This window comes from Sulfitobacter sabulilitoris (assembly GCF_005887615.1).
GTDB lineage: Bacteria > Pseudomonadota > Alphaproteobacteria > Rhodobacterales > Rhodobacteraceae > Sulfitobacter_E > Sulfitobacter_E sabulilitoris.
Genome location: NZ_VANS01000001.1, coordinates 1,027,403 through 1,052,916 on the forward strand (window position 1 = coordinate 1,027,403; position 25,514 = coordinate 1,052,916).

At 65.2% G+C, this 25,514-nt stretch carries 27 protein-coding genes; 12 read left to right on the forward strand and 15 right to left on the reverse strand.

What is annotated here, in order from left to right; all coding sequences use genetic code 11:
- The first annotated feature begins 68 nt into the window (after positions 1–68).
- The 6 genes from FDT80_RS04850 to FDT80_RS04875 all read left to right on the forward strand — a co-directional run bounded on the left by FDT80_RS04850 (position 69) and on the right by FDT80_RS04875 (position 5,081).
- Positions 69–335: a pilus assembly protein PilP gene (locus FDT80_RS04850; RefSeq protein ID WP_138661080.1), complete on the forward strand. Its 267-nt coding sequence runs from the start codon at positions 69–71 to the stop codon at positions 333–335.
- 62 nt (positions 336–397) lie between these two features.
- Complete coding sequence (locus FDT80_RS04855) at positions 398–1,048, forward strand: SDR family NAD(P)-dependent oxidoreductase (protein WP_138661081.1); 651 nt, start codon at positions 398–400, stop codon at positions 1,046–1,048.
- A gap of 99 nt (positions 1,049–1,147) precedes the next feature.
- A complete protein-coding gene (surE, locus tag FDT80_RS04860; RefSeq protein WP_138661082.1) occupies positions 1,148–1,933 on the forward strand; it encodes a 5'/3'-nucleotidase SurE in 786 nt (261 codons plus the stop codon).
- Complete coding sequence (locus tag FDT80_RS04865) at positions 1,930–2,574, forward strand: protein-L-isoaspartate(D-aspartate) O-methyltransferase (protein WP_138661083.1); 645 nt, start codon at positions 1,930–1,932, stop codon at positions 2,572–2,574. Before surE ends, FDT80_RS04865 begins: the two co-directional genes overlap by 4 nt.
- Before the next feature lie 57 nt (positions 2,575–2,631).
- A complete protein-coding gene (locus FDT80_RS04870) occupies positions 2,632–3,888 on the forward strand; it encodes a peptidoglycan DD-metalloendopeptidase family protein (protein ID WP_138661084.1) in 1,257 nt (418 codons plus the stop codon).
- 164 nt (positions 3,889–4,052) lie between these two features.
- On the forward strand, positions 4,053–5,081 hold the full coding sequence (locus FDT80_RS04875) for a Hint domain-containing protein (RefSeq protein WP_138661085.1): 1,029 nt from the start codon (positions 4,053–4,055) through the stop codon (positions 5,079–5,081).
- Here FDT80_RS04875 and FDT80_RS04880 read toward each other — a convergent pair.
- The 4 genes from FDT80_RS04880 to FDT80_RS04895 are packed head-to-tail and all read right to left on the reverse strand — an operon-like array spanning position 5,078 to position 7,604.
- Complete coding sequence (locus tag FDT80_RS04880) at positions 5,078–5,923, reverse strand: ATP-binding protein (protein WP_138661086.1); 846 nt, start codon at positions 5,921–5,923, stop codon at positions 5,078–5,080. The two genes, FDT80_RS04875 and FDT80_RS04880, sit on opposite strands and share 4 nt — an antisense overlap.
- Complete coding sequence (gene tatC / locus FDT80_RS04885; RefSeq protein WP_138661087.1) at positions 5,920–6,765, reverse strand: twin-arginine translocase subunit TatC; 846 nt, start codon at positions 6,763–6,765, stop codon at positions 5,920–5,922. Before tatC ends, FDT80_RS04880 begins: the two co-directional genes overlap by 4 nt.
- Positions 6,762–7,343 (reverse strand): Sec-independent protein translocase protein TatB, encoded by a 582-nt coding sequence (gene tatB / locus FDT80_RS04890; protein WP_138661088.1) that lies wholly within the window; start codon positions 7,341–7,343, stop codon positions 6,762–6,764. Before tatB ends, tatC begins: the two co-directional genes overlap by 4 nt.
- Positions 7,344–7,349: 6 nt before the next feature.
- A complete protein-coding gene (locus FDT80_RS04895; RefSeq protein ID WP_138661089.1) occupies positions 7,350–7,604 on the reverse strand; it encodes a twin-arginine translocase TatA/TatE family subunit in 255 nt (84 codons plus the stop codon).
- Between the two features lie 220 nt (positions 7,605–7,824).
- Between FDT80_RS04895 and FDT80_RS04900 the strand changes: the two genes are divergently transcribed.
- On the forward strand, positions 7,825–8,490 hold the full coding sequence (locus FDT80_RS04900) for a helix-turn-helix transcriptional regulator (protein ID WP_138661090.1): 666 nt from the start codon (positions 7,825–7,827) through the stop codon (positions 8,488–8,490).
- Here FDT80_RS04900 and FDT80_RS04905 read toward each other — a convergent pair.
- The 6 genes from FDT80_RS04905 to FDT80_RS04930 form a co-directional block, all read right to left on the reverse strand.
- On the reverse strand, positions 8,487–8,903 hold the full coding sequence (locus FDT80_RS04905; protein WP_138661091.1) for a Lin0512 family protein: 417 nt from the start codon (positions 8,901–8,903) through the stop codon (positions 8,487–8,489). The two genes, FDT80_RS04900 and FDT80_RS04905, sit on opposite strands and share 4 nt — an antisense overlap.
- Positions 8,896–9,255: a Lin0512 family protein gene (locus tag FDT80_RS04910; RefSeq protein ID WP_138661092.1), complete on the reverse strand. Its 360-nt coding sequence runs from the start codon at positions 9,253–9,255 to the stop codon at positions 8,896–8,898. Before FDT80_RS04910 ends, FDT80_RS04905 begins: the two co-directional genes overlap by 8 nt.
- A gap of 25 nt (positions 9,256–9,280) precedes the next feature.
- Positions 9,281–10,375, reverse strand: a complete 1,095-nt coding sequence (locus tag FDT80_RS04915) for an ABC transporter ATP-binding protein (protein ID WP_138661093.1) — start codon at positions 10,373–10,375, stop codon at positions 9,281–9,283.
- A 52-nt stretch (positions 10,376–10,427) separates the two neighbouring features.
- A complete protein-coding gene (locus tag FDT80_RS04920) occupies positions 10,428–11,786 on the reverse strand; it encodes an SLC5/6 family protein (RefSeq protein WP_138661094.1) in 1,359 nt (452 codons plus the stop codon).
- An 83-nt stretch (positions 11,787–11,869) separates the two neighbouring features.
- Positions 11,870–13,048, reverse strand: a complete 1,179-nt coding sequence (locus FDT80_RS04925; RefSeq protein WP_246039864.1) for a hypothetical protein — start codon at positions 13,046–13,048, stop codon at positions 11,870–11,872.
- Between the two features lie 3 nt (positions 13,049–13,051).
- Positions 13,052–13,831 (reverse strand): SDR family oxidoreductase, encoded by a 780-nt coding sequence (locus FDT80_RS04930; RefSeq protein ID WP_138661787.1) that lies wholly within the window; start codon positions 13,829–13,831, stop codon positions 13,052–13,054.
- 151 nt (positions 13,832–13,982) lie between these two features.
- Between FDT80_RS04930 and FDT80_RS04935 the strand changes: the two genes are divergently transcribed.
- Positions 13,983–15,005 carry a Hint domain-containing protein gene (locus tag FDT80_RS04935; protein ID WP_138661095.1) on the forward strand — a complete coding sequence of 341 codons (1,023 nt, stop codon included), beginning with the start codon at positions 13,983–13,985 and terminating at the stop codon, positions 15,003–15,005.
- 7 nt (positions 15,006–15,012) lie between these two features.
- Here FDT80_RS04935 and FDT80_RS04940 read toward each other — a convergent pair whose 3' ends face one another.
- Positions 15,013–15,375, reverse strand: a complete 363-nt coding sequence (locus FDT80_RS04940) for a nuclear transport factor 2 family protein (protein ID WP_138661096.1) — start codon at positions 15,373–15,375, stop codon at positions 15,013–15,015.
- Between the two features lie 117 nt (positions 15,376–15,492).
- On the opposite strand from FDT80_RS04940, the gene FDT80_RS04945 reads away from it, so the two are divergent.
- From FDT80_RS04945 to FDT80_RS04960, 4 genes are all read left to right on the forward strand, one after another.
- On the forward strand, positions 15,493–17,100 hold the full coding sequence (locus FDT80_RS04945) for a peptide chain release factor 3 (protein WP_138661097.1): 1,608 nt from the start codon (positions 15,493–15,495) through the stop codon (positions 17,098–17,100).
- Positions 17,097–18,029 (forward strand): glycosyltransferase family 2 protein, encoded by a 933-nt coding sequence (locus FDT80_RS04950; RefSeq protein ID WP_246039865.1) that lies wholly within the window; start codon positions 17,097–17,099, stop codon positions 18,027–18,029. Before FDT80_RS04945 ends, FDT80_RS04950 begins: the two co-directional genes overlap by 4 nt.
- A 141-nt stretch (positions 18,030–18,170) precedes the next feature.
- The gene (locus tag FDT80_RS04955; protein ID WP_138661099.1) at positions 18,171–19,814 is read left to right on the forward strand and encodes a DEAD/DEAH box helicase; all 1,644 of its coding nucleotides are present in this window, start codon (positions 18,171–18,173) and stop codon (positions 19,812–19,814) included.
- A gap of 158 nt (positions 19,815–19,972) precedes the next feature.
- A complete protein-coding gene (locus FDT80_RS04960) occupies positions 19,973–20,701 on the forward strand; it encodes a hypothetical protein (protein WP_138661100.1) in 729 nt (242 codons plus the stop codon).
- 87 nt (positions 20,702–20,788) lie between these two features.
- On the opposite strand, the gene FDT80_RS04965 is transcribed toward FDT80_RS04960, so the two are convergent.
- The 4 genes from FDT80_RS04965 to nuoN all read right to left on the reverse strand — a co-directional run bounded on the left by FDT80_RS04965 (position 20,789) and on the right by nuoN (position 25,510).
- Positions 20,789–22,456 carry a ribonuclease J gene (locus FDT80_RS04965; RefSeq protein ID WP_138661101.1) on the reverse strand — a complete coding sequence of 556 codons (1,668 nt, stop codon included), beginning with the start codon at positions 22,454–22,456 and terminating at the stop codon, positions 20,789–20,791.
- Between the two features lie 4 nt (positions 22,457–22,460).
- Positions 22,461–23,234, reverse strand: a complete 774-nt coding sequence (locus FDT80_RS04970; protein WP_138661102.1) for a type III pantothenate kinase — start codon at positions 23,232–23,234, stop codon at positions 22,461–22,463.
- 20 nt (positions 23,235–23,254) lie between these two features.
- Positions 23,255–24,004 carry a biotin--[acetyl-CoA-carboxylase] ligase gene (locus FDT80_RS04975; protein ID WP_138661103.1) on the reverse strand — a complete coding sequence of 250 codons (750 nt, stop codon included), beginning with the start codon at positions 24,002–24,004 and terminating at the stop codon, positions 23,255–23,257.
- A 63-nt stretch (positions 24,005–24,067) separates the two neighbouring features.
- Positions 24,068–25,510, reverse strand: coding sequence for an NADH-quinone oxidoreductase subunit NuoN (gene nuoN, locus FDT80_RS04980; RefSeq protein ID WP_138661104.1), 1,443 nt, complete (start codon positions 25,508–25,510; stop codon positions 24,068–24,070).
- Between the last annotated feature and the right edge of the window lie 4 nt (positions 25,511–25,514).

The window sequence follows — 25,514 nt, forward strand, 5'->3', positions numbered from 1 at the left end:
GCTACTGCGGCACTGAACCATAACAAAGATGCCGCGCCCTGATCTGGGCCCGCATCGGGATACAAGACATGACATCGCTTACCTTGGCGAAGCCGACCTCCGCCAACGTTGCCAATTTGGCCACGCAATCTGTCTCGCTGGACCGAACCGCCCTTTTGGGCATCTTCGGACAGAACGGAAATCTGCACGCTTTATTGCGCGTCAACGCCCGGCAGATCCTGCGTGTGTCGGTCGGCGACCGGTTCGGCAACACAACCGTGACGGCCATCGGCGAGGACGCGATCGCTTTGCGCAAGGGCAGCCGCGATACGGTCCTGCGCATGCCGCAAAGCTAGGCGCGGGCCCCGCGCACCACATTCGCTTGACGCCGCGGTCCGCCGGGTGCACACCCTGCGCCATGACAAAAACCGCCCTTATCACCGGTGCCTCGCGCGGCCTTGGCGCCGCCCTCGCCGAAGCGCTTGCACCCACGCATCACATCATCGCGGTGGCGCGCACCACAGGTGCCCTCGAAGAGCTCGACGACCGGATCAAGGCGCGGGGCGGCAGCGCGACGCTTGCGCCCATGGACATCACGACCGAAGCGGCGATGGCAACGCTGTGCCGTGGGATCTATGACCGCTGGGGGCAACTGGACCTTTGGGTGCATGCCGCCATACACGCCGCGCCGCTGGCCCCCGCCGATCATATCGATGGCCGCGATTTCGCGAAATCGCTGGCCTGCAACCTGGCCGCGACGGCAACGCTCATCCCGTTTGTCGCCCCCTTGCTGGGTGCGGCGGGCCAGGCGGTGTTTTTCGACGATCCGCGCGCGGGCGACAAATTCTTCGGCAGCTACGGTGCAACCAAATCGGCACAGATCGCACTGGCCCGGAGCTGGCAGGCCGAAACGCAAAAGACCGGTCCGCGCGTTCATATCGTCACGCCCGACCCGATGCCGACCGCCACGCGCGCCCGGTTTTTCCCCGGCGAAGACCGCGCCGCGCTGTCGTCGGTGACGGCACAGGCGGATGTCATCGTGGCACAGCTTGGTCTGACCCCCGACTGAGACCATCATGACGCAGCGCGACGCCCGCGCCGCAACCTGCGCCATTCCCGCCTTGCCGCGCGTCCGACCCTCGCCTATCAAGGCGAAAAGGGGCCAATCATGCGTATTCTCATCACAAATGACGACGGTATCAACGCACCCGGGCTGAAGGTTCTGCATGCGATCGCGACCGAACTGGCCGGACCCTCGGGCGAGGTGTGGACAGTGGCGCCCGCGTTCGAACAATCCGGCGTTGCCCACTGCATCAGCTATACGCATCCGATGATGATCTCGGAACTGGCGCCGCGCCAGTTCGCCGCCGAAGGGTCGCCCGCCGACTGCGTTCTGGCAGGCCTGCACGACGTGTTGAACGACGACGCGCCGGACCTGGTGCTATCGGGCGTCAACCGGGGCAACAACTCGGCTGAGAACTCGCTGTACTCCGGCACCCTCGGCGGCGCGATGGAAGCCGCCCTGCAAGGCATTCCCGCGATTGCCCTGTCACAATATTATGGCCCCGACAACGCGCTGTCGGACAATCCGTTCGAGGCGGCGGCCCGTCACGGCGTCGATGTGATCCGCCGCATACTCAAACATACGCCCGCTGAAAACGGTGGCTACCGCCTGTTTTTCAACGTGAATTTCCCGCCTGTCAGCGCAGCGAGGGTCAAGGGCATCCGCGTCGCACCGCAGGGGCTGCGCCCCGGTCTCGGCTTTTCGACAGAGCCGCACAATGCGCCTTCGGGGCGGCGGTTCCTGTGGATCAAGGGCGGCGACCAGCACCGCCAGACGGCCCCCGGATCAGACGCGGCGGTCAACCTCGATGGCTACGTGTCGGTGACGCCGATGCGCGCCGACCTGACGGCACATGACATCATCGGCGACCTTGGCGGCATCGATTCATGAACGCCGATGCGGAACGCAAGATGCAATTCCTGTTTGCTCTGCGCTCCAAGGGCGTGACGGATGCCCGCGTGCTCTCCGCGATGGAGGAGATCGACCGCGGGCCGTTCATTCGCGGCCTGTTTGCCGGGCGCGCCTACGAAGACATGCCCCTGCCCATCGCGTGCGGCCAGACGATCAGCCAGCCCTCGGTAGTGGGTCTGATGACGCAGGCGTTGCAGATCAGCGCGCGCGACAAGGTGCTGGAGGTCGGCACCGGGTCGGGATACCAGGCCGCGATCCTCAGCAAGCTGGCGCGCAGGGTTTACACCGTTGACCGCCACGCCCGGCTGGTGCGCGAAGCCCGTGATATCTTCGATGCGTTGAACCTGACGAATATCACCGCCATCACCGGCGACGGCAGCTTTGGCCTGCCCGATCAGGCGCCGTTCGACCGGATCCTGGTGACGGCCGCCGCCGAAGACCCGCCCGGCCCCCTCTTGGCCCAACTCAAGATCGGCGGTATCATGGTGGTGCCGGTCGGTCAGTCGGACGCCGTGCAAAGCCTTATTCGCGTGCGAAAGCATGAAACCGGGCTTGAATATGACGAAATGCGCCCGGTGCGCTTTGTCCCTCTTGTTGAAGGATTGGGCAAGGACGCGTAAAGACAGGTATCGCACAAAGCCCCGGATCACATGGGGCGCAGGATCGAGGACAAGCAGATGAACCATGAGACACATCCCCATGGATCCGCGCATGCGCAGACGCGGCGGCGCGGCACCCTGCCATGGGCCGGCGGCGCGCTGATGCTGCTGGGGGCCTGCGGTCAGCCGCTCGATGTCGATCTGCGCGGGCTGAACGGCGGGTTTTCGACCGCCCAGGCATCGCAGGTGCGCACCGCGGAGCGCCCCGCCCCCGACAGCCGCGGGGTCATCACCTATCCCAATTACCAGGTCGCCGTGGCGCGGCAGGATGACACGGTGAACACGATCGCCGCGCGCGTCGGCACGGATGCGGCGGCGCTTGCACGCTATAACGGGATCCAGTCGAATGCCCCCCTGCGCAAGGGCGAAGTGCTGGCCCTGCCCACCCGTGTCGCCAGCGCGACCGCGCCGGTGCCCGCATCTGCCGCCAATTCCGGCGGCGTCGATATATCGACACTGGCCGGCAATGCGATCAACCGGTCCCCGGCAAGCCCGACGGTCCAGACCGCCGCCCTGCCCCCGGCGTCGGCCGCACCCGCCGCCGCGCCCCAGGCCCCCGCGCCAAACGCCCCCGCCGCGGCGGAACCGATCCGCCACCGGGTCGAGCGGGGCGAAACCGCCTATACCATTTCGCGGCTCTATCAGGTTCCCGTCAAATCGCTTGCCGAATGGAATGGGCTGGGCCCGGAATTCTCGATCCGCGAGGGGCAGTATCTCTTGATCCCCGTGGCGCGCCAGGCGGCCCCGCGCAGCAGCGCCGCACCCTCCGCGGTGGTGACCGCGCCCGGCGTCGGATCGCCCACACCGACGCCCCCCAGCGCCACGAAACCCCTGCCCAAGAACGAACCGCCCGCGCCCGTTGCCGCGCCCAAACCCGCCGCGCCCGTCGCCGACGTGGGCGCCGCCACCACATCGAGCGCAAGCAGCGCGCGTATGGTCTATCCGGTGACGGGCAGCATCGTACGCGAATACGCCAAGGGCAAGAACGAGGGTATCAACATCCAATCCGCCCCGGGCACGCCGGTCAAGGCCGCCGATGCGGGCACCGTCGCGGCCATCACCCAAAGCGCGGACGGTGTGCCAATCGTCGTGGTGCGCCACGACGCCAGCCTGCTGACCGTCTATGCCAACGTCACGGACGTCTCGGTGAAAAAGGGCGATCGCGTGCAACGTGGTCAGGCGTTGGCAAAACTGCGCGGCGGGTCCGATTCCTATGTGCATTTCGAGGTGCGCAATGGCTTTGACAGCGTCGATCCCGTTCCCTACCTCAAGTAGGGTTTAGGGTTTCGGGGCAAACGCCGCGCTCGATTGCGGCCTCAGCGGGTCGAAATACCTACAATTCGCCGCGAATTTGCCTCAAACCCAAGCCTTTCGCCAAAACTCCGCCTAGTTGCCAAAATAGAAACAGTCCAAATGTATCTTGAACGATTGGACGGGCCATGGCGGTCTACTACGGCTACACCAACGCGATCTTCGGAACGCAGACGACGGATGCCAACGGCAACCCGATCGATTACAATTTCGCGCCCGGCAGCACCTGGCAGTACACCGGCACCGACACCTATTTCGTCGTCGAGGAAAACGACGGCGCGACGGTCTTCAACGGCGACGCCACCAACGAACAGGTCTCGCCAAACGAACGCTTCGGCGGGGCCTGGGAACAGACTGCGGATATCGACGGCACCCAGCGTCAGCTGATCTGGGACTACACCTTTACCGTCACCGATGGCACGACGACATGGCGCGTCGGCGTCATCGACGTCGACCTGAACAACGACAACGACCTTCAGGACGCGGGCGAAGATGGATATTTCCTGATCTTCCCGGATGGAATGCCCCCCGCAAACACGGTTCTGACCACCAGCGGCATCGTCGACAACGGCGATTTCACCCCGCATACGACGATGGGCGCCACCGTGGTGTGCTTTGCCGCGGGTACGATGATCGTCACACCCTACGGTCCGCGCGCCGTGGAGACGCTCGATGCCGGCGATCTGGTGCTGACGCGGGATGGCGGCGCGCAACCGCTGCGCTGGTCCGGGGCCACGCGTGTGCCCGCGATCGGCGATCTGGCCCCCATCGTCATCACCAAGGGCAGCTTTGGCAACGACGTCGATCTGGTGGTTTCGCCGCAGCATGCCGTCTTGCTGGACGACTGGCGCGCCGAGCTGTTGTTCGGACAAGCCGAAGTGCTGGTGCGGGCCGTCGATCTGCTGGGCCATGACGGCGTGTATCGCCGCCCCGGCGGCTTCGTCACCTACTGCCATATCCTGCTGGATGCGCATCACGTGGTCGAGGCCGCTGGCATTTGGTCCGAAAGCCTGTATCCGGGCGACATGACGCTGCAGACCGTGAACACCGACGCGCGGGATGCAATCCTGCGGATCGTGCCGGATCTTGGCGCATATGGACCCAAGGCGGCCCCCTGCCTGCGCGGCTTCGAAGCGTCGGCCCTGCGCGCGGCCTAAACGCCCAGTGCTACGCCCTTGCGCCCGGCCAGATCGGTGAAATACTGCCATGCGACACGACCGGACCGCGACCCGCGCGTCGCCTGCCATTCGATCGCCTCGGCCCGAAGGGATCGATCATCGATCGCGATCCCGTAAGCATCGCAATAGCCGCGAATCATGGCCAGGTACTGATCCTGATCGCAGGCGTGAAAACCAAGCCACAGCCCGAAGCGGTCCGACAGCGATACCTTTTCCTCGACCGCCTCGCTGGGGTTGATCGCCGAACCGCGCTCGTTCTCGATCATGTCGCGCGGCATCAAATGGCGACGGTTCGACGTGGCATAAAGCACCACGTTCTCCGGACGCCCCTCGATCCCGCCATCCAGGACCGCCTTCAGGCTTTTGTAATGCGCGTCGTCGTGGCCAAAGCTCAGATCGTCGCAAAACAGGATGAAGCGGTAAGGCGCACCCCGCAGCAGGTTCAGCAGACGCCCCACCGAGGGCAGATCATCGCGCTGCAACTCGACGATGCGCAGACTGTCATGCACTGCATGAACCGCGCCGTGCACCGCCTTGACAAGACTTGATTTTCCCATGCCCCGCGCGCCCCAGAGCAGCGCATTGTTGGCGGGCAGCCCGGCGGCGAACTGGCGCGTGTTGGCCAGCAGCGTCTCGCGCGACCGGTCCACTCCCACCAGCAGGTCCAGGGCGACCCGCGACACCGATGTGACCGGCTCCAGCCGGTCCGGGCCGACGTGCCACACGAATGCGGGCGCGGCGCTGAACTCCGGCGCACCCAGCGGCGCGGGGGCCATCCGCTCCAACGCGGCGGCGATACGGTCCATCGGATCGTCGATCACAGATCTTCGTCCTCGTCCCAAAGCCCCTCGGCACGCAGCTTGGCCTCACGCTGGCCCTCGACCCGGCGCACGAGGAAAATCGACACCTCGTACAGCCCGTAGACCACCACGAACAGAATCACCTGCGTGATGACGTCCGGCGGCGTGACCAGCGCAGCCAGCACCAGGATCGCCACGACCGCGTATTTGCGCACGTTGCCCAGGCCTTCGGAGCTGACCAGCCCGGCCTTGCCCATCAGGGTCAGAAGCACCGGCAACTGAAAACACATCCCGAAGGCCACGATGAACTTGATCGTCAGGTTCAGATACTCTTGCGCCGACCCCTGAAAGACCACGCTCAGCCCCGACGGCACGCCCGGATCGGCAGGCAACGCCTGCCCGTCGTTGCCGAATTGCTGAAACCCCAGAAAGAAGTCATAGGCCAGCGGCGTGACGACATAGAAGGCAAAGCTCGCGCCAAGCAGAAACATCAGCGGAGAGCTGATCAGGAACGGCAGGAACGCCCCCTTTTCGTTCTTGTAGAGCCCGGGCGCCACGAACCGCCACATCTGGTGGGCGATCACCGGAAACGACAGCATCAGACCACCCAGCAACGACACCTTGATCGCGACAAAGAAGCCTTCCTGCGGGCTGATGAAGATCAGATCGCAATCCTGCCCCCGCTCGCTGAGCACCTGACACAGCGGCGCGGTGAGAAAGTTGAAGATCGGCGTGGCGACGGTAAAGCAGATGATCATGCCGATCAGAAAGGCGATCACCGATCGGATCAGCCGGGTGCGCAACTCCGCAAGATGCTCGATCAGCGGCGCTGCACTGTCGTCAAGCTCGTCAGACTGGCTCATGTGTCACTCTTCTTGGCCGCTTTGGGCTTTGCTGCTTTGGCCGGGGCCGCCTTTTTCGGTGCCGCGGGCTTTTTTTTCGCGACAGTTTTGGGTGCGGGCTTGGGAGCTGCCGGTGCCTTGTCCGGCTCGGGCGCGGTGTCGCGCCGCAACGAGGCTTCGGCCTCGTCCGCCTTGGCCAACGCTTCCTGGGCCTCGCGGGCCTTGCGATCTGCCGCCGCCCGCGCGGTCGAGGCCTGGATCTTCTTGGCCTGCTCGGCGCGTTCCGCCTTGAGCTTGCCGGTGGCACTGTCGGGATCGATGTCCGTCAGGCTCGAGGCCGCGGATTTCACCCCGTCCATCGCGCTTCCGATCGGGTTGGTCGCGGTCTTCAAAGACTTGTTCAGCCCCGAGGCCACGTCACGCATCCCGCTTTCGTCCGCCGCGTCGTTCATCGCGCGGCTGAATTCGCGCGCCATGCCCTTGGCCTTGCCCACGAACTGCCCCAGCGTGCGGAACAGCACGGGCAGATCCTTGGGGCCCACCACGATCAGCGCCACGATCCCGATGAGCAATAGCTCGGTCCAGCCCAGATCGAACATGGTGGATTACACCCGGTCTTTGTCGGTCTTGAGGTCGGTCTTTGGGTTCGTGCCCATATCCGTCCCCTCCGGCGGGGTCACGTCGCGCGCATCGACGGATTTCGCGTCCTGCTCTTCCTGACCTTCGCTGATGCCCTTCTTGAACGACGTGATGCCCTTGCCGACCTCGCCCATCAGGCTCGAGATCTTGCCGCGCCCGAAAAGGACAAGCACGACAACCGCGATCAGCAGAAGGCCGGGAAGGCCGATATTGTTCAACATGATGAAACTCCTGGAATTGCGTCTGAGGGGCCGGCGCGCGGCGCGGCCAATGATCCAAGGGTGTGATATGCCGTGCCGCGCCGATGCTAAAGCCCCGACAGGCCCGGATTGCAGGGCGCAGCCCGTTTTTTGCCTCGGGCGAGCAGCAGCTCTCACACAACTGACATGTTTTTGTCAGTTTCTCTGGACCGGACCGGCCGACGCATGGCATAGATCGCCAATGTCTCGCTCCGACCGCCTTCTCATGCTGATCGATGCGCTGCGCGACGGCGCGCTGCACCGCGCGGGCGATCTTGCCGCCCGTCTCGGGGTGTCGCAGCGAACGCTGTATCGCGACATCGACCGGTTGGTGGCCGCTGGCGTGCCGGTCACGGGCACGCGCGGGCTGGGCTACCGCCTCTCCGACGCGATCAGCCTGCCACCGCTCACACTGACCCTCGCCGAGGTCGAAGCCCTGCAACTGGGAATCGCCATCGTGTCCGAAGCAACCGACGACGCCCTGAAATCAGCCGCCCTCGGGTTGGCCGACAAAATCGACGCGGCGCTGCCGGACCGCACCGTGCCACAGGGCGCGGCCTGGGCCCCGGCCCTGTCGCCTTTTGCCAACTCGGCCCGCGGGATTTCCCATATGCCAACGCTCCGCGCCGCCATCCGCGCCCGGCAAAAACTGCGCGTCGTTCACACCGACGCGCAGGGCCGCGTCACGACCCAGACCCTCCGCCCCCTGAGGCTCGAACACTGGGGCCGCATCTGGACGTTGACCGCATGGTCGGACACCCAGCAGGGCTTCGTCATCCTGCGCACCGATCTGATCGATACCGCCGACGCCCTGCCCGAGTTGTTCGTCGACGAACCGGGCAAGACACTGGCCGATGCGCCCGCCTAATCCTTCTCTTGTTCTGAAATATCCCCGCCGGAGGCATCGACCTCTTTCGGGTGCCAGCCCGTCAGCCGCCAGCCCGTCTGCGGCGGCAAGAACGCCTCGACGCTGGCCTGCGCGATCACGATGGTGTCGCCACCGGGGTTTTCCACGTTCAACCCGCCCTTGACGCCGCGCACCTGCGCACGTCCGCGCGGCAGCCCCGCGCGCAACGCCTCAAGATCCAGCGCATCCGGATCCTGCACGCCCACCGTCACGGCCACGCGCATCGCGTCATGCGGTAATTCCAGCGCGCCAAACAGCGGCAGCGACGAATGGCGCAGCGCATCCTCGATCGCGCGGGCGGCGGCCTTGGTGTAATCCATGCCGTGCAGGTCGTTGCCCATGCCCATCTCGATGATCACACGTTGCTCAGCCATCTGTCCGCTCCGCGTCGCGTTCCATGTCAAAGGCCACCGACAGCGCCGCGTTGCACATGATCGTGGGCGCGCCGTCGCCGTCGGGCCGCGCGACATCCAGCCCGCCATGATGCACCCGAATGTCCGGCGTGCCATAGGGAAAGACCGCGCGCACCGCGTCGACATCGACCTGGTCGGGCGCCTGCACGCCCAGATCGACGGTGATGCGCATCGCGGACTTGTCGAATCCGAACAGCTCCGCAAGGTTGATCGAATTATGCCACAGCGCATCGCGCACCGCGCGCACCGCCGCCTGCGTATAGTCGCCGCGCCGCAGCGATGTTCCCATTCCGAATTCCGTCAGCAATCGCATGGTGCTACACCTCGTTCTTCACGTTTCAGTGCGGGTCCTTGGCGGTAAACACAAAACACTTGTCGCGCCGGATGGTCAGCCACATCACCGTTCCCGATTTGGGCAGGAACACGTTGGGCACGGTCACCTTCAACGTCGATCCGTCATAGTCCATGACGAACTCCACAAGGCTTTCGTTGCCCATGAAGCGCGCCCGCTGCACCACGCCGCGCGCCGCCGTGCCATCGCTGGCGGTCGGTTTGGGCCCCGCGCCGGCCCGGTCGAAATCGATCCGGACATGCTGTGGGCGAAACACGATATCGACCTGCGTGCCATCGGGCACGCCGGGCGCCAGGAACCGGCCAAAAGGGGTCTGCGCCAGCGCGCCGGTCACGGTGGCGCGCAGCACGTTGGCGTCGGAAAAGAACGCCACCGCCGCGCGGTCCACGGGGCGGGTATAGACGTTGTAGGGCGCACCCTGTTGCACGATCTTGCCGTCGCGCATCAGCGCGATCTCATCGGCCATGCGCATCGCCTCGTCGGGCTCGTGGGTGACCAGCAGAACAGCGGTATCCTCGTCCTTGAGGATATTGAGCGTCTCGTCGCGGATGCCGTCGCGCAAGCGGTTGTCAAGGCCCGAGAACGGCTCGTCCATCAGCATGATCCGCGGCCGCGGGGCCAATGCGCGCGCCAGCGCCACGCGCTGCTGTTCGCCCCCCGACAACTGGTGCGGATAGCCATCGATGAACCGCAACAGGTCCACCCGCTCCAGCAGTTCGGTGACGCGCGCGCGTTTGTCCGCACGGCTCATGCCCTTGAGGCCGAAGGCAACGTTGTCGGCGACGCTCAGATGCGGAAACAACGCAAAGTCCTGGAACATGAGCCCGATTTCGCGCCGCTCCGGCGGGATGCGGAACACGGTGTCGCAAATCAGCCTGCCATCGACCCAGATCTCGCCGCTGTCCTGCATTTCGACGCCCGCGATCATGCGCAGGGTCGTGGACTTGCCGCAGCCCGACGGCCCCAGCAGGCAGGTCACCTGCCCCGGCATGATGCGCAGGCTGACGTCATCGACCACCGCACGCCCGTTGAAGCTGCGGCGCAGATGCTTGATCTCAAGGCGCGGCGTCTGGTCTTGCACGCGGGCGGCCCCCTCTTGCGGTATCCGATTAATTCACTCGGGAAACGGGCTATCAGCCCTTCCGCGCGCCCGCAAGCACCGCCGCGAAGCCAAGCCCCAGCACCACCAGGCAGATCGCCAGCAATTGCTCGTACTTGTGCCCCTCCGGCAGGATCGCGGCGACACTGGCCCAGCCGCGCGCGAAATAGGCGAAGGCCCCGACCATCGCCGCACCGAAGGCGCACAGATAGGCCCACAGCGCCACGCGCCGTCCCATCACCAGCCCCACGATCAGGACGGGAGTGAGAAACATCGACGCCGTCCCCGACACCGCCACCGCGTCAAAGAGCGTGGCATTGCCCCACAGGGTCAGCAACGTCCCCAGCCCCATGAACGCCACCATCACCATCCGCCCGCCCGCCAACGACCGCGTGGCAAGGCCCAGTTCCTCGACCACCAGCCGCGCCGAGGACGCCAGCGCCGAATCCAGCGTGCTGAGTGCCGACACCAGCAGCGACACCATCAGCGCCACGAAGACCCAGGTCGGGAACATCACGGCCCATGTGCCGATCAGTTCACCTTCGTAGGTGGCGCCCATCAGGCTGGCGTGAATGCCGAAAAAGCCGAAGGCGACGATACACAGCGTCGAGATCCAGAAGGCATGCAGGAACGACCGGCGCGTGGTGTCGGCATCGGCCAGAAACCCGCGGTCCATCATCACCGGGTCATGCGCGGGATAGGAAAACACCTGGAGAAACGCGACCACCAGGAGCACCCAGCCATTGTAGGCCCCCGACACCCCCGGCGCGGTGATCACAGCCCCCAGAGAAAACCCGGGGCTGGCCACCAGCGCGACAAAGGCGATTGCGAAAACCACCAGAAACACCAACATCTGCACCACGTCCGTGCGCAGCGCGGCACTCAGCCCGCCCCATGCGGAATAGCCCAGCCCCAGCAGGGCCACGACCACGATTGCCGTCGTGCCGCTGCCTGCCAGCACGGCGTTAAAGATCAGCCCCACCACCAGAAGGTTGGCGAAGACCTCCGACAAGAGCCGCAGCGCGATCACCAGGTTGTAGCATCCCGTCCCGACCCCGCCAAAGCGCGCACCGAGCCAATCCTGCACTGACATCGCTCCGCCTTGGCGCAGGCGACCGACGATGAAACCGCCGGTCAGGAACGACCCGTAATAGGCCGCGTAGGCCAATGTGCCCGCGATACCGTAGTAATAGCCCAGGATCGCCGCGTTCATCAGCGATCGGGCGAAAATCCACGTCGTCACCTGGCTCAGGACCAGCATCCACAGGCCCGGCGCGCGCCCGGCCAAGCCGCGCCCGCCAAAGAAACCATCGATCGTCGCGCGGCGCGGGGCGGCCAGCAGACTGGCCAGGATGATGGCGCCGAAAAGGCCGATCAGGATCGTTGGGGTCATGCGCAATGGGTCCTTTGGCTGTGGCCGATGTCGCGGGACGCTACCCGCCCCTCTTCGCCCCCGCCATATCCAATGCGCATGTCTTACGACAATGTGATGCGCGCTAGCGGTGCGGCGCGGTGTCCGCAGCCTGCACATCGAAGGTGGCTGTCGCCCGGTCCGCGCCGTTGACCTGCAGCGTCAGGCAATGCGGACCGGGGTGCAGGCGGACCGGGGTGCAGGCGGAACGTGGTCGCATCGCCGCGCATCCGGTGGCGTTTGGTCACGATCAGGGGGGCGCCGGGCCCCGCACTGCCTTGCCGCAGCTTGAACACCTTTTGCACCGGCCCCTTGCCGGGCCGGTGAAAGCCGATGCGGTAATCCACCAGAACCGGGGTCCGGTCGGGCGCGTCGATCCGGACCTCGAAGTCCAGCATCTCGCCGATCACGACCCGAGGCGTGCGCAGCGCAAGCGTCACCGCGAGCTTTGCGTCGCGGCGAAAGCCCAGATACGCCAGCGCCGCCCGGTCGCCTCGCCGGATCAGCGTGCGAAGCGCATGGCGTTCGATCCAGCCCAGCTCGTCCGCGTCCTGCACCGCCCGCTCGCGCCACTGCGCAAGCCGTGCCAGAACAAGATCAGGCCGGGTTTTCGAAATATCGTTCAGATGGTTGGCGACCGACCGTGTGACCGCGCGCGACCGATCGGCATGCAGCCTGTCCAGCAGCGGCAGCGTCTGCCCGGGCGCAAGATCAAGCGCCGCGGCCCATGGCAACCGCGGACGCGTGCCTTCGCTGACCAGGCGGCGGACGTGATAGTTGTCATCCTCGGCCCAGCAGGCCAGCCGGGCGAAACTCTGCCGGGGACAGTGTTGCAGGAACGGCCGGATATAAAATTCCATCGAAAAGCGCTTGGTCGCGGCATGGATCAGGTCGAGCGCGCGCGCGCAATGGCCGTCCAATCCGTAGCGCACCGCCAGAACGCCGGGAACCGCGTGAATGAACTGTCCGAAATCGTCATCCGTGCGCGCAGGGTCGAGCATGGGTGGCATCGCCGCCTCAAGCTGATCGGCCATCGTGGGGAAATCGCGCGCCAGATAAGGCTCAAGACAGTCGGCAAGCCAATCGATGCACGCCAGCAAGGACCGTTCGTCCAGCCCCGCCAATGCCCTGCGCTGAAACGCCGCCGCGTCGAACCTGGGCAGGACGGCGGCATATTCCCCTGCCAACTGCGCCACGCTTTGTGCGTTGAACAGCCGGGTCTTGAGCGAATACCCCCCTGCCACGGCCTAGATCGTCATATTCGTGGCCCCACCGTCGAGCAGAAGGTTCTGCCCGACGATGAACCCCGCATGGACAGAGCACAGGAACGCGCAGGCGGCGCCGAATTCTTCGCGCGTGCCATACCGCCCGGCAGGGATCGTGGCCGCACGGTCGGCGCGGGCCTGCTCCAGCGTGATGCCCTTGGCCTTGACCACCCCGCCATCCAACGCATCGGCGCGGTCGGTCGCGTGAATTCCGGGCAGCAGGTTGTTGATCGTGACCCCCTTGCCCGCCACCTGGCGGCTGGTGCCCGCGACATAGCCGGTCAGCCCGGCGCGCGCCGAATTGCTGAGCCCCAGAACCCCGATCGGGGCCTTGACCGATTGCGAGGTGATGTTGACCACACGGCCCCAGCCGCGGTCCATCATCCCCGGCACCAGCGCCTTGATCAGCGCGATCGGCGTCAGCATGTTTGCATCCAGCGCCTTGATGAAATCCTCGCGCTCCCAATCGTGCCACATTCCGGGCGGCGGGCCGCCGGCGTTGTTGACCAGAATATCGACCGCGCCCGCGGCCTCCAGCACCAATTGCCGCCCCTCGGGCGTTGTGATGTCGGCGGCGACGGTCGTGACCTCGACGCCATGCGCGTCGCGAATGGCCTGTGCCGAAGCGTCCAGCGCCTCTGCTCCGCGGGCATTCATCACCAGATCGACACCCGCCGCCGCCAATGCCTCCGCACAGCCAAGGCCCAGCCCCTTGGATGAGGCGCACAGCAGCGCCCGTTTTCCCTTGATCCCCAGATCCATCGCCACGTCTCCCTTTATGCGTCGTGCCAAGGCTTAGCATCCGGCGCGATGGATTTGCCAGCAAAACACCCGATGATTGACCGCAAATCGCCACAGTCTTACCGTAAATTACCAGTGTTCGTTCTCTCGTTTCCAAGGTCAGGCCACCAGCATGTCACATCCCCGTTCCCATCGACCGGCACCCGCGCAAAGCGTGCCGGTCTATTCCGCGGCAGACGTGACGGCGCTTTTCGGCGCGAACATGGGCGATCCGCTCGGCTTCGCATCGGAGTTGGTTCTTGACGACATCTACACGCTCGCGCCCGGCGCCTCCCCCAGGCGCCTGTCGATCCAGGCCCGCAGCGACGGCGCGTTCAACGTGGCTCCGGACACCGAAACCGGGCATCCGGGCGCCATCGTGCATCTGGATTGCGCGATTACGCTGATGCCCACCGATGGACAGGTGTCCGATGCGCTGGTGCTGGTCGAAGTCGATGCGCAGGGTGATGTGCTGCAGGTCTATCTGCTGCCGCTCGTGCCGCTCTACCCGCGCATCGAATACCGGCTTGTGGGCATCGATACCGAGGGCGCGCGGCGCACCTTCGGGCAGGTCGCCTGCGTCTCGTTTACCCGCGGCACGCACATCACGCTGGGCTCGGGCGAACAGCGCCGGATCGAGGATCTGACACCGGGGGACCGGATCCTGACCCGTGACGACGGCGTTCAGCACCTGCGCTGGATCGGTCAGTCGACCGTGCGCGCGGTGGGCGAATTTGCCCCGATCCGCATCCGCGCGGGCACGCTCAACAATGACCGCGACCTGATCGTCAGCCCCGACCACCGCCTGTTCATCTATCAACGGCAGGACCGCCTTGGCGCGGGCCGGTCCGAACTGCTGGTCAAGGCGCGGCATCTGGTGAACGGCTCTTCCGTCACCGTGCAGGACGGCGGCTTCGTCGACTATTTCCAGCTTTTGTTCGACGGGCACCAGATGATCTATGCCGAAGGCATCGCCGCGGAATCCATGCTGATCGACACGCGCACGAAATCCGTTCTGCCCGACACCATGTCGCGGGCGCTTGGCGATGTGATTCCCGGTCACTCGGATCTGCCGCATGCGGGGCTGGACGTGCAAAAACGTCTGCTGGACCGGCCCGACGCCGCCGAACTGCTGCGCCGGGCCTCGTCGCGCTAGCGCCGGATCAGTAAAAGAACTCCTCGCGCACGATCTTGCCGTCGCGGACGTGGTACACGCCGACTTCTTTCATGTCGAACGCCCTGCCGCTGGCTTTTTCGGTGCCCTGCGCCTCGAAGATGATGGCGAACCGGTCGTCGCCGTGCAGCATCGGGTCGCTGACGCTGCTGCCCGTGACCTCCATCGCGCTGTCCCACCAATCGTGTTTGCCCTTGATGGCTTCCAATCCCTTGGTCTCGCGGCCCTGACCCTGCATGTCCTGCGCCTCGACCGATACGGCGTCCGGCGCATAAAGATGGTCCAGGTTTTCCTTGGCGCGGCCTTCGCGGCACCCTTCGACCAACGCGTCTGCGATCTGTTTGATATCCATCAACATTCCCTCATAGGTTGTTCACCCTCTGTTCCATCCTACCCCAAACCCGCGAGTCGCAAAAGCCGCAGCCTGGCGCGGCTTGCGCCCGAAGGTCTGCGTGGATATATGCCAAACATGCTAGACACCGCCCCAAACCGCCCCGCATTGCCCCCCGAGATTGCCCGTCGCAGGACCTTTGCGATCATCAGTCACCCGGACGCGGGCAAGACCACGCTGACGGAAAAATTCCTCCTGTTCGGGGGCGCCATCCAGATGGCCGGACAGGTGCGCGCCAAGGGCGAGGCACGGCGCACGCGGTCGGATTTCATGGCGATGGAAAAGGATCGCGGCATTTCGGTCTCGGCCTCGGCAATGTCGTTCGATTACAAGACGTTCCGCTTCAACCTGGTGGACACGCCCGGCCACTCCGACTTTTCCGAAGACACCTACCGCACGCTGACGGCGGTGGATGCCGCGGTGATGGTGATCGACGGCGCCAAGGGCGTGGAAAGCCAGACCCAAAAACTGTTCGAGGTCTGCCGGATGCGCGACCTGCCGATCCTGACCTTTTGCAACAAGATGGACCGCGAAAGCCGCGACGTGTTCGAGATCATCGACGAAATCCAGCAGAACCTGGCCATCGACGTGACACCGGCCAGCTGGCCCATCGGCGTGGGCCGCGATTTCGTCGGCTGCTACGACATCCTGCGCGACCGGCTGGAGCTGATGGACCGCGCGGACCGCAACAAGGTGGCGGCCTCGATCGAGATCGACGGCCTCGACGATCCCAAGCTGGCCGAGCACGTGCCCGCAGCCCTGCTCGACAAGCTGCGCGAAGACCTCGAAATGGTGCGCGAACTCATGCCGCCCCTCGACGCCGCGCTGATGGCCGAAGGATCGTTGACGCCGATCTGGTTCGGCTCGGCCATCAACTCGTTCGGGGTCAAGGAGCTGATGGAAGGCATCGCCAAATTCGGGCCCGAGCCACAGATTCAATCGGCCGAGCCGCGCCAGATTCTGCCCGAGGAAACAAAGGTGTCCGGCTTTGTCTTCAAGGTGCAGGCCAACATGGACCCCAAGCACCGCGACCGGGTCGCCTTTGTCCGCCTCGCCTCGGGCCATTTTCAGCGCGGCATGAAGCTGACGCATGTGCGGTCGAAAAAACCCATGAGCATCACCAACCCGGTGATGTTCCTCGCCTCCGACCGCGAACTGGCCGAGGAAGCCTGGGCCGGCGACATCATCGGCATTCCCAACCACGGACAATTGCGCATCGGCGACACCCTGACCGAAGGCGAGGCGATTCGCGTGACCGGCATCCCGTCCTTTGCGCCGGAATTGCTGCAAGGGGTGCGGGCGGGCGATCCGATGAAATCCAAGCACCTTGAAAAGGCGCTGATGCAATTCGCCGAGGAAGGCGCGGCCAAGGTGTTCAAGCCCTCCATCGGGTCGGGCTTTGTCGTGGGCGTCGTGGGGCAGTTGCAGTTCGAGGTTCTGGCGTCGCGTATCGAATTGGAATACGGCCTGCCCGTGCGGTTCGAGGCGTCGCAGTTCACCTCTGCCCGCTGGGTGAACGGCGACCGGCAAGCCGTTGACAGATTTATGAATTCCAACAAGCAACACATCGCGCACGATCATGACGGCGACATCGTTTACCTGACGCGCCTGCAATGGGATATCGACCGGGTGGACCGCGATTATCCCGAGATCCGCCTGACCGCGACCAAGGAAATGATGGTGTGATCCGCTGGGGGCTGAGCGCCACCATCCTCGCGCCCGCCGAGGAGATCCTGCGTTTTGCCGCCTACCACATCGACGCCGGGGCACACCGGCTCTACATCTTTCTCGACGACGCCAATCCGCAGGCCTACGCCGCGCTGAAAGCACACCCCAAGGTCCGCGTCACCACCTGCGACGCGGCGTGGTGGGCCAAACGCGGCGGGCGCCCCGCCAAGCATCAGGTGCGCCAAAGCGTCAACGCCACCCATGCCTACAACCGCAAGGCCGAGGTCGACTGGCTCATTCACATGGATGCGGACGAATTCCTCGTCTCCGACACCCCGGTCGATGCCATCCTGGACGATCTGCCGGCGGAGGTGCGCACCGCCCGTACGCGCCCGATCGAAGCGCTGGCGGGCGACGGCACCGTGTTCAAGGGGTTCATCCCGAATACGCCCGCGCGCGACGACATCGTTCAGGCGCTCTATCCGGTCTACGGCGCCTATCTCAAGGGCGGGTTTCTGAGCCATGTCGCGGGAAAACTGTTCGTGCGCACCGGGATGGAGGATATCAGCATCCGGATCCACAATGCCTTTCAAGGCGAGGCGATGAACCCCGGCCAGGTCGAACTGCCGCGGATCGACCTGGCCCACATGCACGCCAGATCCTGGCCCGACTGGATCGCATCCTACCGCTACCGCTTGCGGCAGGGCTCCTACCGGGCCGAACTGGCCCCGGCGCGGGCGCGCGAAACGGGGGGGCGCACGCTTCATGAGCTGTTCCGGGGCATCGAGGCCGAAGCCGGCGAGACGGGGCTTCGCGCATTCTACGACGAGGTCTGCGCCGATACGCCGCAGTTGCGCGACCGGCTGTCCCACCGGGGATTGTTGCGACAGGTCGTGCTGGATTTGGATGCAAAACGGGCACGCCACTTTCCCGCCGCAACCGCCTGATACCACATCCGTTTGACGCTGCCTGTGCACTTTGCTATGGGGGCGCATCATGTCGCGGTCCCTGGGACCGCCGCTTGGGCCATGCGGGCCGACATGGACTGCTGCCGCGGGCCAACAAGCGTCCGCTATAATCGGACACACATGACCAAATTCTCTGAACTGAACCTGAATCCCAAGGTACTCAAGGCGATCGAAGAAGCCGGGTACGAAACGCCCACCCCCATTCAGGCCGGGGCCATTCCCCCCGCCCTCGAGGGGCGCGACGTGCTGGGCATCGCCCAGACCGGCACGGGCAAGACCGCCAGCTTCGTGCTGCCGATGATCACCGCCCTGGCCAGGGGCCGCGCCCGCGCCCGGATGCCACGCAGCCTTGTGCTGTGCCCTACGCGGGAGCTGGCCGCACAGGTGGCCGAAAACTTCGACACCTACACCAAGCACCTCAAGCTGACCAAGGCGCTGCTCATCGGCGGTGTGTCGTTCAAGGAACAGGACAAGCTGATCGACAAGGGCGTCGATGTCCTGATCGCGACGCCCGGCCGTCTGATCGACCATTTCGAACGCGGCAAGCTGATCTTGTCGGACGTGAAGATCATGGTGGTCGACGAAGCGGACCGGATGCTCGACATGGGGTTCATCCCCGATATCGAGCGTATCTTCCAGATGACGCCCTTCACCCGCCAGACGCTGTTCTTTTCGGCCACCATGGCGCCGGAAATCGAACGGATCACCAACACGTTCCTAAGCGCGCCCGCGCGTATCGAGGTCGCCCGTCAGGCCACTACGGGCGAGAACATCAAGCAGGGCGTGGTGATGTTCAAAGCCTCGCGCAAGGACCGCGAAGCGACCGAAAAGCGAAAGCTGCTGCGTGCGCTGATCGACCGCGAAGGCGACAAATGCACCAACGCGATCATTTTCTGCAACCGCAAGATGGACGTGGATACCGTTGCCAAGTCGCTCAAGAAATACGGCTACGACGCGGCCCCCATCCACGGCGATCTTGACCAGAGTCAGCGGACAAGAACGCTGGACGGCTTCCGCGATGGCACCCTTCGGTTCTTGGTGGCCTCCGACGTGGCCGCGCGCGGGCTCGATGTGCCCAGCGTCAGCCACGTGTTCAACTTCGACGTGCCCAGCCACGCCGAGGATTACGTGCACCGCATCGGCCGCACCGGACGCGCCGGGCGCGATGGCACCGCGATCATGATCTGTGTGCCGCGCGACGAACGCAACCTTGCGGATGTCGAACACCTGGTGCAGCGCGAAATCCCACGGCTCGACAGCCCGCTGGGCGGTGATGCCACCCCGGCGGATGCGCAACAGGCCGACGCCCCCAAGGCAGCGCCCGCGCGCGACGAGGGCGAAAAGCCCAAGCGCAGCCGGTCGCGGAGCCGCAAGAAGGACGACGCGCCCAAGCCGCAGGAACAAGCGGCAGATGCCCCCAAGCCCAACGCGCCCGAAGTTGCTGAGGCCGCCAAGCCCGACGCACGCCCGGAGCCCGAGCATCAGGCGGGTCGCCCCCCCAAGCCCGATCAGCCCAAGCCCAACCAGCCCAAGCCCAACCAGCCCAAGAACGACCAGCCCAAGGACGACCGCCAGGAAGCCGACGCGCAGGACACGCAAAAGCAATCCTCGGGCCGCAATGACAGGGGCGGACGCGGCGGCAGGGACCGCAGCCGCAATGATCGCGGCAACGCCTCCGAACGGGGCGGCAACAAGGTCGTGGGCCTTGGCGATCACACGCCAACCTTCATCGAGTTGAGCTTCAAGGATCGCAGCGACAGCTGATCTCCGCTTCGACGTGAACACATCCAACGCCCCGGTGCATCCGCCGGGGCGTTTTTCGTATCGGCGGACGCCCACCGATGGCCAAAGACATACGCGCGCTCCCCTGTGAATCACGCTAGATCAGCAGCATGATTTCACCACAATCCGCGAGTCGCCCCATGATGTTTCAATCGTCCCTGCAAGCCGCAGCGCGCTGCGCCATCTGCAGTGTCGGCCTGACCATCGCCACCACCGCCGATGCCGCGCAGTGCCGCGCCGCGGTCAACGGCGGCGACGTGGTGATCGAGGCGGATAATTTCGCCACCTTCGCGGAAGATGTGAAGACCCGCGAAAAGCTGCTGAACTGGCCCACCCGTACCTGGAACCGTGCCTGGGGCGCGCCGGAGCCTTGCGACAGCGGCGTGCTGTTCGATTATCTGGCCACAACCGTCCCCGACGCGGACATCGACGGCTATTGCCTGACCCGGAGTGACGAAAACGGCTATTTCCTCATCCCCGGCGACCGGAATTTCCAGGGCCTGTGCAAAAAGACATTCTGCGAACGGGTCAACACCACCAAGCAGGAAGGACGTGACGTGGCCGCCTCCATCGCGGGGTCTGTCGCGGCAAACGCCCGCGAAGCCGGGATCAGCGCGATCAGGCACGGATCCGGTGCCATGATCCTGTCGGGCAGCGCGTCCTCGGTCACCGCCAGCCTTGGCACGGCCGGCAGCACAGCATTGGCCGCGTTGTCGACGCCCGCGGTTCTGGCCGCCGCGGGGGTCAGCGTGGTCGCCGTCGGCGGTGCGGTCTATGTGTGCCGCGGCGGCGCGGCAGATGGCACGGCGGTGCAGCCGGCGCCCGTGGCGCCCGATGCGACCCAGAGCCCGGCCCCCGACGACGAATAGCGGGGCGCGGCCCGACCCGACGGCCACCGCAACCGCGATTTCGCGCGGCGGATCAGCACCTGCCGATCCGCCGCGCAAGAAGCCTCGTCAGCTCAGCCGGCTGACGACGATCGTCGCTTCGGGCTTCTTGCCGATCTCGTCCTGCGCCGATTGGCGCACGGTCCGCTTCAAGCCGTCGTTGAGCTTGTCATCGTCCTGCAGCGTGGCGGGCTTGGCCCGGCCAAGCCACTGGCTCAGATCGGCCTCCAGCACATCGACCAGCGGCGCCTTGCTGCGGCCCTGCTCGGGCAGGCCCATCACCTCGCACCACGGATCGCCCAGCGGTTCGTCGTTCTCGTCGAGGATCACGGTGACGACGACATGCCCGTTCAGCGCCATGCGGATCCGGTCGCGCACCACGCCATCCAGCGCGCCGATCTGCACCGATCCGTCGATATAGGTGCGGCCCGTCTCGACGTATTCGGCAACCTTTGGGGTGTTGCCGCTGAGGTCGATCATCATGCCGTTGACCGCCAGAACGCCCTTGATGCCCTTGCCATCGGCGATCTTGACGTGTTCGCGCAGGTGGCGGTGCTCGCCGTGCATCGGGATCAGGATCTGCGGTTTGACGATGTCATGCAGCGTTTCCAGGTCGGGGCGGTTGGCGTGGCCCGAGACGTGGTAATCGCCATTGCTGTCATCGACCACGTCCACACCCATTTCGGAAAACGCGTTGATGATGCGGATCACTCCGCGCTCGTTGCCCGGGATGGTCTTGGACGAGAACAAGAACGTATCGCCCTCCTTCATCTCCATGCCCTGATACTTGCCACGCGCCAGTTGCGCGCTGGCCGCGCGCCGCTCGCCCTGGCTGCCGGTCACCAGCAGCATCAGGTTTTCGCGCGGGATCGCGCGCGCGTTCTCGGGGCTGACCGTTGTCGGAAAATCGCGCAGCACGCCCGTTTCCACCGACGCCTCGACCATGCGGCGCATCGCGCGGCCCAGCAGGACGATGGACCGCCCCGACCGCGCGCCCGCATCCGCCAGCGTCTTGACGCGCGCCACGTTGGACGCGAACGTGGTGGCCACGACCATTCCGGTGGCCTCGCTCACCAGCTTTTCGATAGCGGGGCCCACGGTCGCCTCTGACCGGCCGGCATGCGGCGAAAACACGTTCGTGCTGTCGCAGATCAGCGCCTTAACGCCGTCCTTGCACACCTCGGTCCACAGCGCTGGGTCGAATGCCTCGCCGACGACGGGCGTGACATCGAGCTTGAAGTCGCCCGAATGGATCACCCGGCCCTCCGGACTGTCGATGACCAAAGCGCTGCTTTCGGGAATGGAATGCGAGATCGGCAGGAAACCCACGGTGAACGGCCCCGCCGTCACCTGCTCGGGCCAGGCCGAAACGGTCGTGATCGCATCTTCGGGATGGCCGTATTCGTCCATCTTGCGCCGCGCGATATTGGACGTGAACGACCGCGCATAGATCGGCGCCTTGAGCTGGTCGTAGGTGTGCGCGACGGCGCCCACGTGGTCCTCGTGCGCGTGCGTGACGAACACCGCCTCGATCTGGTTGCGGCGTTCCTTCAGCCAGGTGATGTCGGGCAGGATCAGGTCCACGCCGGGGCTGCTGTCCATATCGGGAAAGGCCACGCCCAGATCGACGACGATCAGCCGTTCCTTGCCGGGTTTTCCGTAGCCGTAAACATAGGCGTTCATGCCAATTTCGCCCGCCCCACCGAGGGGCAGGTAGATCAATCTTTCGCTGCTCATATTATTAAGCGTTGTCCTTGTTGTATTTGTGAATCACGGTCAGGCCGTGCATTGTCAGATCATCCTGGTAGGCGTCGAATAACGCCTCGGTTTGCTGGAACAGGGGGGCCAGGCCACCCGTGGAAATCACCCGCATTTCGCGGTCCCGTTCCGCCTTGATCCGAGCACATATCTCACGAACGAGGCCGACATAACCCCAAAAGACGCCCGATTGCATGCATGCGACGGTATTGGTGCCGATCACATGCTGTGGCTTGGTGATGTCGATATGCGGCAAGGCGGCGGCGGCCTGGTGCAGCGCCTCGAGGCTCAGGTTGACGCCCGGCGCGATCACGCCGCCGACATAGGCCCCATCGGTATCCACCACGTCAAAGGTGGTGGCGGTGCCGAAATCGACCATGATCAGGTCACCGCCGAACAGGTCGAATCCCGCCACGGTGTTGACCAGCCGGTCCGGCCCCACCGCAGTGCCCTGATCGACCCGCACCTCCACGGGCAGCAGGCACTCGGGCTTGCCCACCACCAGGGGACGGGTGTTGAAATACCGGTCCGCCAGCACCCGCAGGTTCCACACCACGCGCGGCACGGTGGAACTGACGATGACGTCGGTGATGTCGGCCTCGATCTTCTTGAGCTTCATCAGGGTGCTCAGCCAGACGTAATACTGGTCCGCCGTGCGCTGCCATTCCGTCGAGGTGCGCCAGGTCGCGATGAAACGCGCCCCGTCCCAGATCGAAAAGACGGTGTTGGTATTGCCGCAGTCGATGGCCAAAAGCATGAATCACGCCCCCATGAGGATCAGAAAAACACATCCGCCGCCGCAATCGCGCGCCGGCCGTCAGAGGTATCAAGGATCAGATTGCCGGTCTCGTCCACATCGACAAACGTGCCGACGTCTTCGCGCGTGCCGGTGCGCGCCGTGATGACCTCGCCCAGCCGGGCGGCATGCGCCAGCCATTCTGCCCGGATCGCGGAAAAACCGTAGGTTGTGAACTGCTGCTCAAGCACGGCGTACTCGGACGCCAGCACATCCAGAAACGCCTCGGGCGTGATCACGACCCCGGTTTCCGACGACAGCGACACGGGCCGCAGCGCGCCGGGTTCGACCGCGTCCGCCCCTGGGGCGGCCACCAGGTTGACGCCGATGCCGATGGCCAGATGGCTGATCCCGCGCCCCTGCCCCACGCTTTCCAGCAGGATCCCGGCGATCTTGCCACCGCGCAGCAAGACATCGTTGGGCCATTTCAGGGCAAACGCATCCTCGCGCCCGGTCACCGCCACGAACGCCCGGTAGAGCGCGAGCGAGGCCACGAACGACCGCACGGCCGCCACGCCGGGCGGCTCGGACGGGTGCAACACCAGCGTCGCCGCGAAATTGCCCGGCGGCATTGCCCACGGTCGCCCGCGCCGCCCGCGGGCCGCTGTCTGTTCAAGCGCGAGGATCCACTCGGGACCGGTCAGTTCCGGCGCGATCCGGGCTGCCTCGCTCAGCGTCGACGAGACCGATGGCAGCACGCGTCGGCCGTATCCATCGGGCCACGCGCTCATGGCGTTTCTTGGTCAGACATGCTTTGGCCGACGGCCCCGGCGCCGATCCCGGACTGCCCCGCGTCAGTTGACAAGCGTCGCCGCCGCGGCCGCCGCGGCGCCCTCGACCCCGAACATGTTGACGATGCCCAGAACCATCACCACCGCACTGGCCATCAGAAAGCCCCACAGGATGCCGGGTTTGCCCCTGTCCAGTGCCTCGCCGCTGTCATCGCCGAAATACATGTAGAACACGATCCGCAGGTAGTAGAATGCGCCGATCACCGATGCCACCACGCCGGCCACCGCCAGCCAGGCCAGCCCGCCTTCGTAGGCGGCGCGCAGCACGTAGAATTTGCCGAAGAACCCCAGCATCGGCGGCACGCCCGCAAGGCTGAACAACAGAACCAGCATCGCCAGCGCCCGCCCCGGTTCGCGTTTGGCGAACATGTTGAGCGACGCGATATCCGTCACCGGCTGGCCGTCTTTCTGCATCGTCAGGATAAAGGCGAATGTGCCGACGTTCATGGTGACGTAGATCGCCATGTAGACCAGCATCGCCTGCACGCCCAACACGGTGCCGGCGGCCAGACCCATCAGCGCATAGCCCATGTGCGCGATTGACGAAAACGCCATCAGCCGCTTGATGTTTGTCTGCCCGATCGCCGCGACCGCACCGAGAAACATGGACAGCAGCGACAGCAGCGCGATGATCTGGCTCCAGTCGCTGACGGCATTGCCGAAGGCGTCATGCAGCACCCGCGCGAACAGCCCCATCGCCGCCACCTTGGGTGTCGTGGCGAAAAACGCGGTCACCGGCGTGGGCGAGCCCTCGTAGACATCGGGCGTCCACATGTGGAACGGCACCGCCGACACCTTGAACGCCATGCCCGAGATCAGGAACACAAGACCAAAGAGCAGCCCCAGCGACACCTCGCCGCCCTGCGCGGTCTGGATGATGCCCGAAAACAGCGTGGTGCCGGAATAGCCATAGACCAGCGACGCGCCATAAAGCAGCAGGCCCGAGCTGAGCGCGCCGAGCACGAAATACTTCAGGCCCGCCTCGGTTGATTTCACGCTGTCGCGGCGCAGCGACGCAACCACGTAAAGCGCCAGCGATTGCAGTTCCAGCCCCATGTAGAGCGACATCAGATCGCCCGCCGAGACCATCATCATCATGCCCACGGCGCTGAGCGCCACCAGCGGCGGGTATTCGAACCGCAGCAGGTCGCGGTGCTTCATGTAGCCCTCGCTCATCACCAGAACGGCAGCCGCCGACAGCAGGATCGTGACCTTGGCAAAGCGCGCAAAGCCGTCTTCGATGAACAGCCCGCCAAAGCCGGTCTGCGCCCCCGCGCCCCAAAGACCGATCCAGCCCGCCAGAACCGCCATCAGCCCTGCGGTCAGCCAAAGCAGAAGGCTCGCCGCCCCGTCCTTGATGGTATAGACCGCGCCCACCAGCATCAGCATGGCAAAGACGGCCAGCACGATCTCCGGCAGGATGAGTATCAGATCTGCGGAAAGCATCACG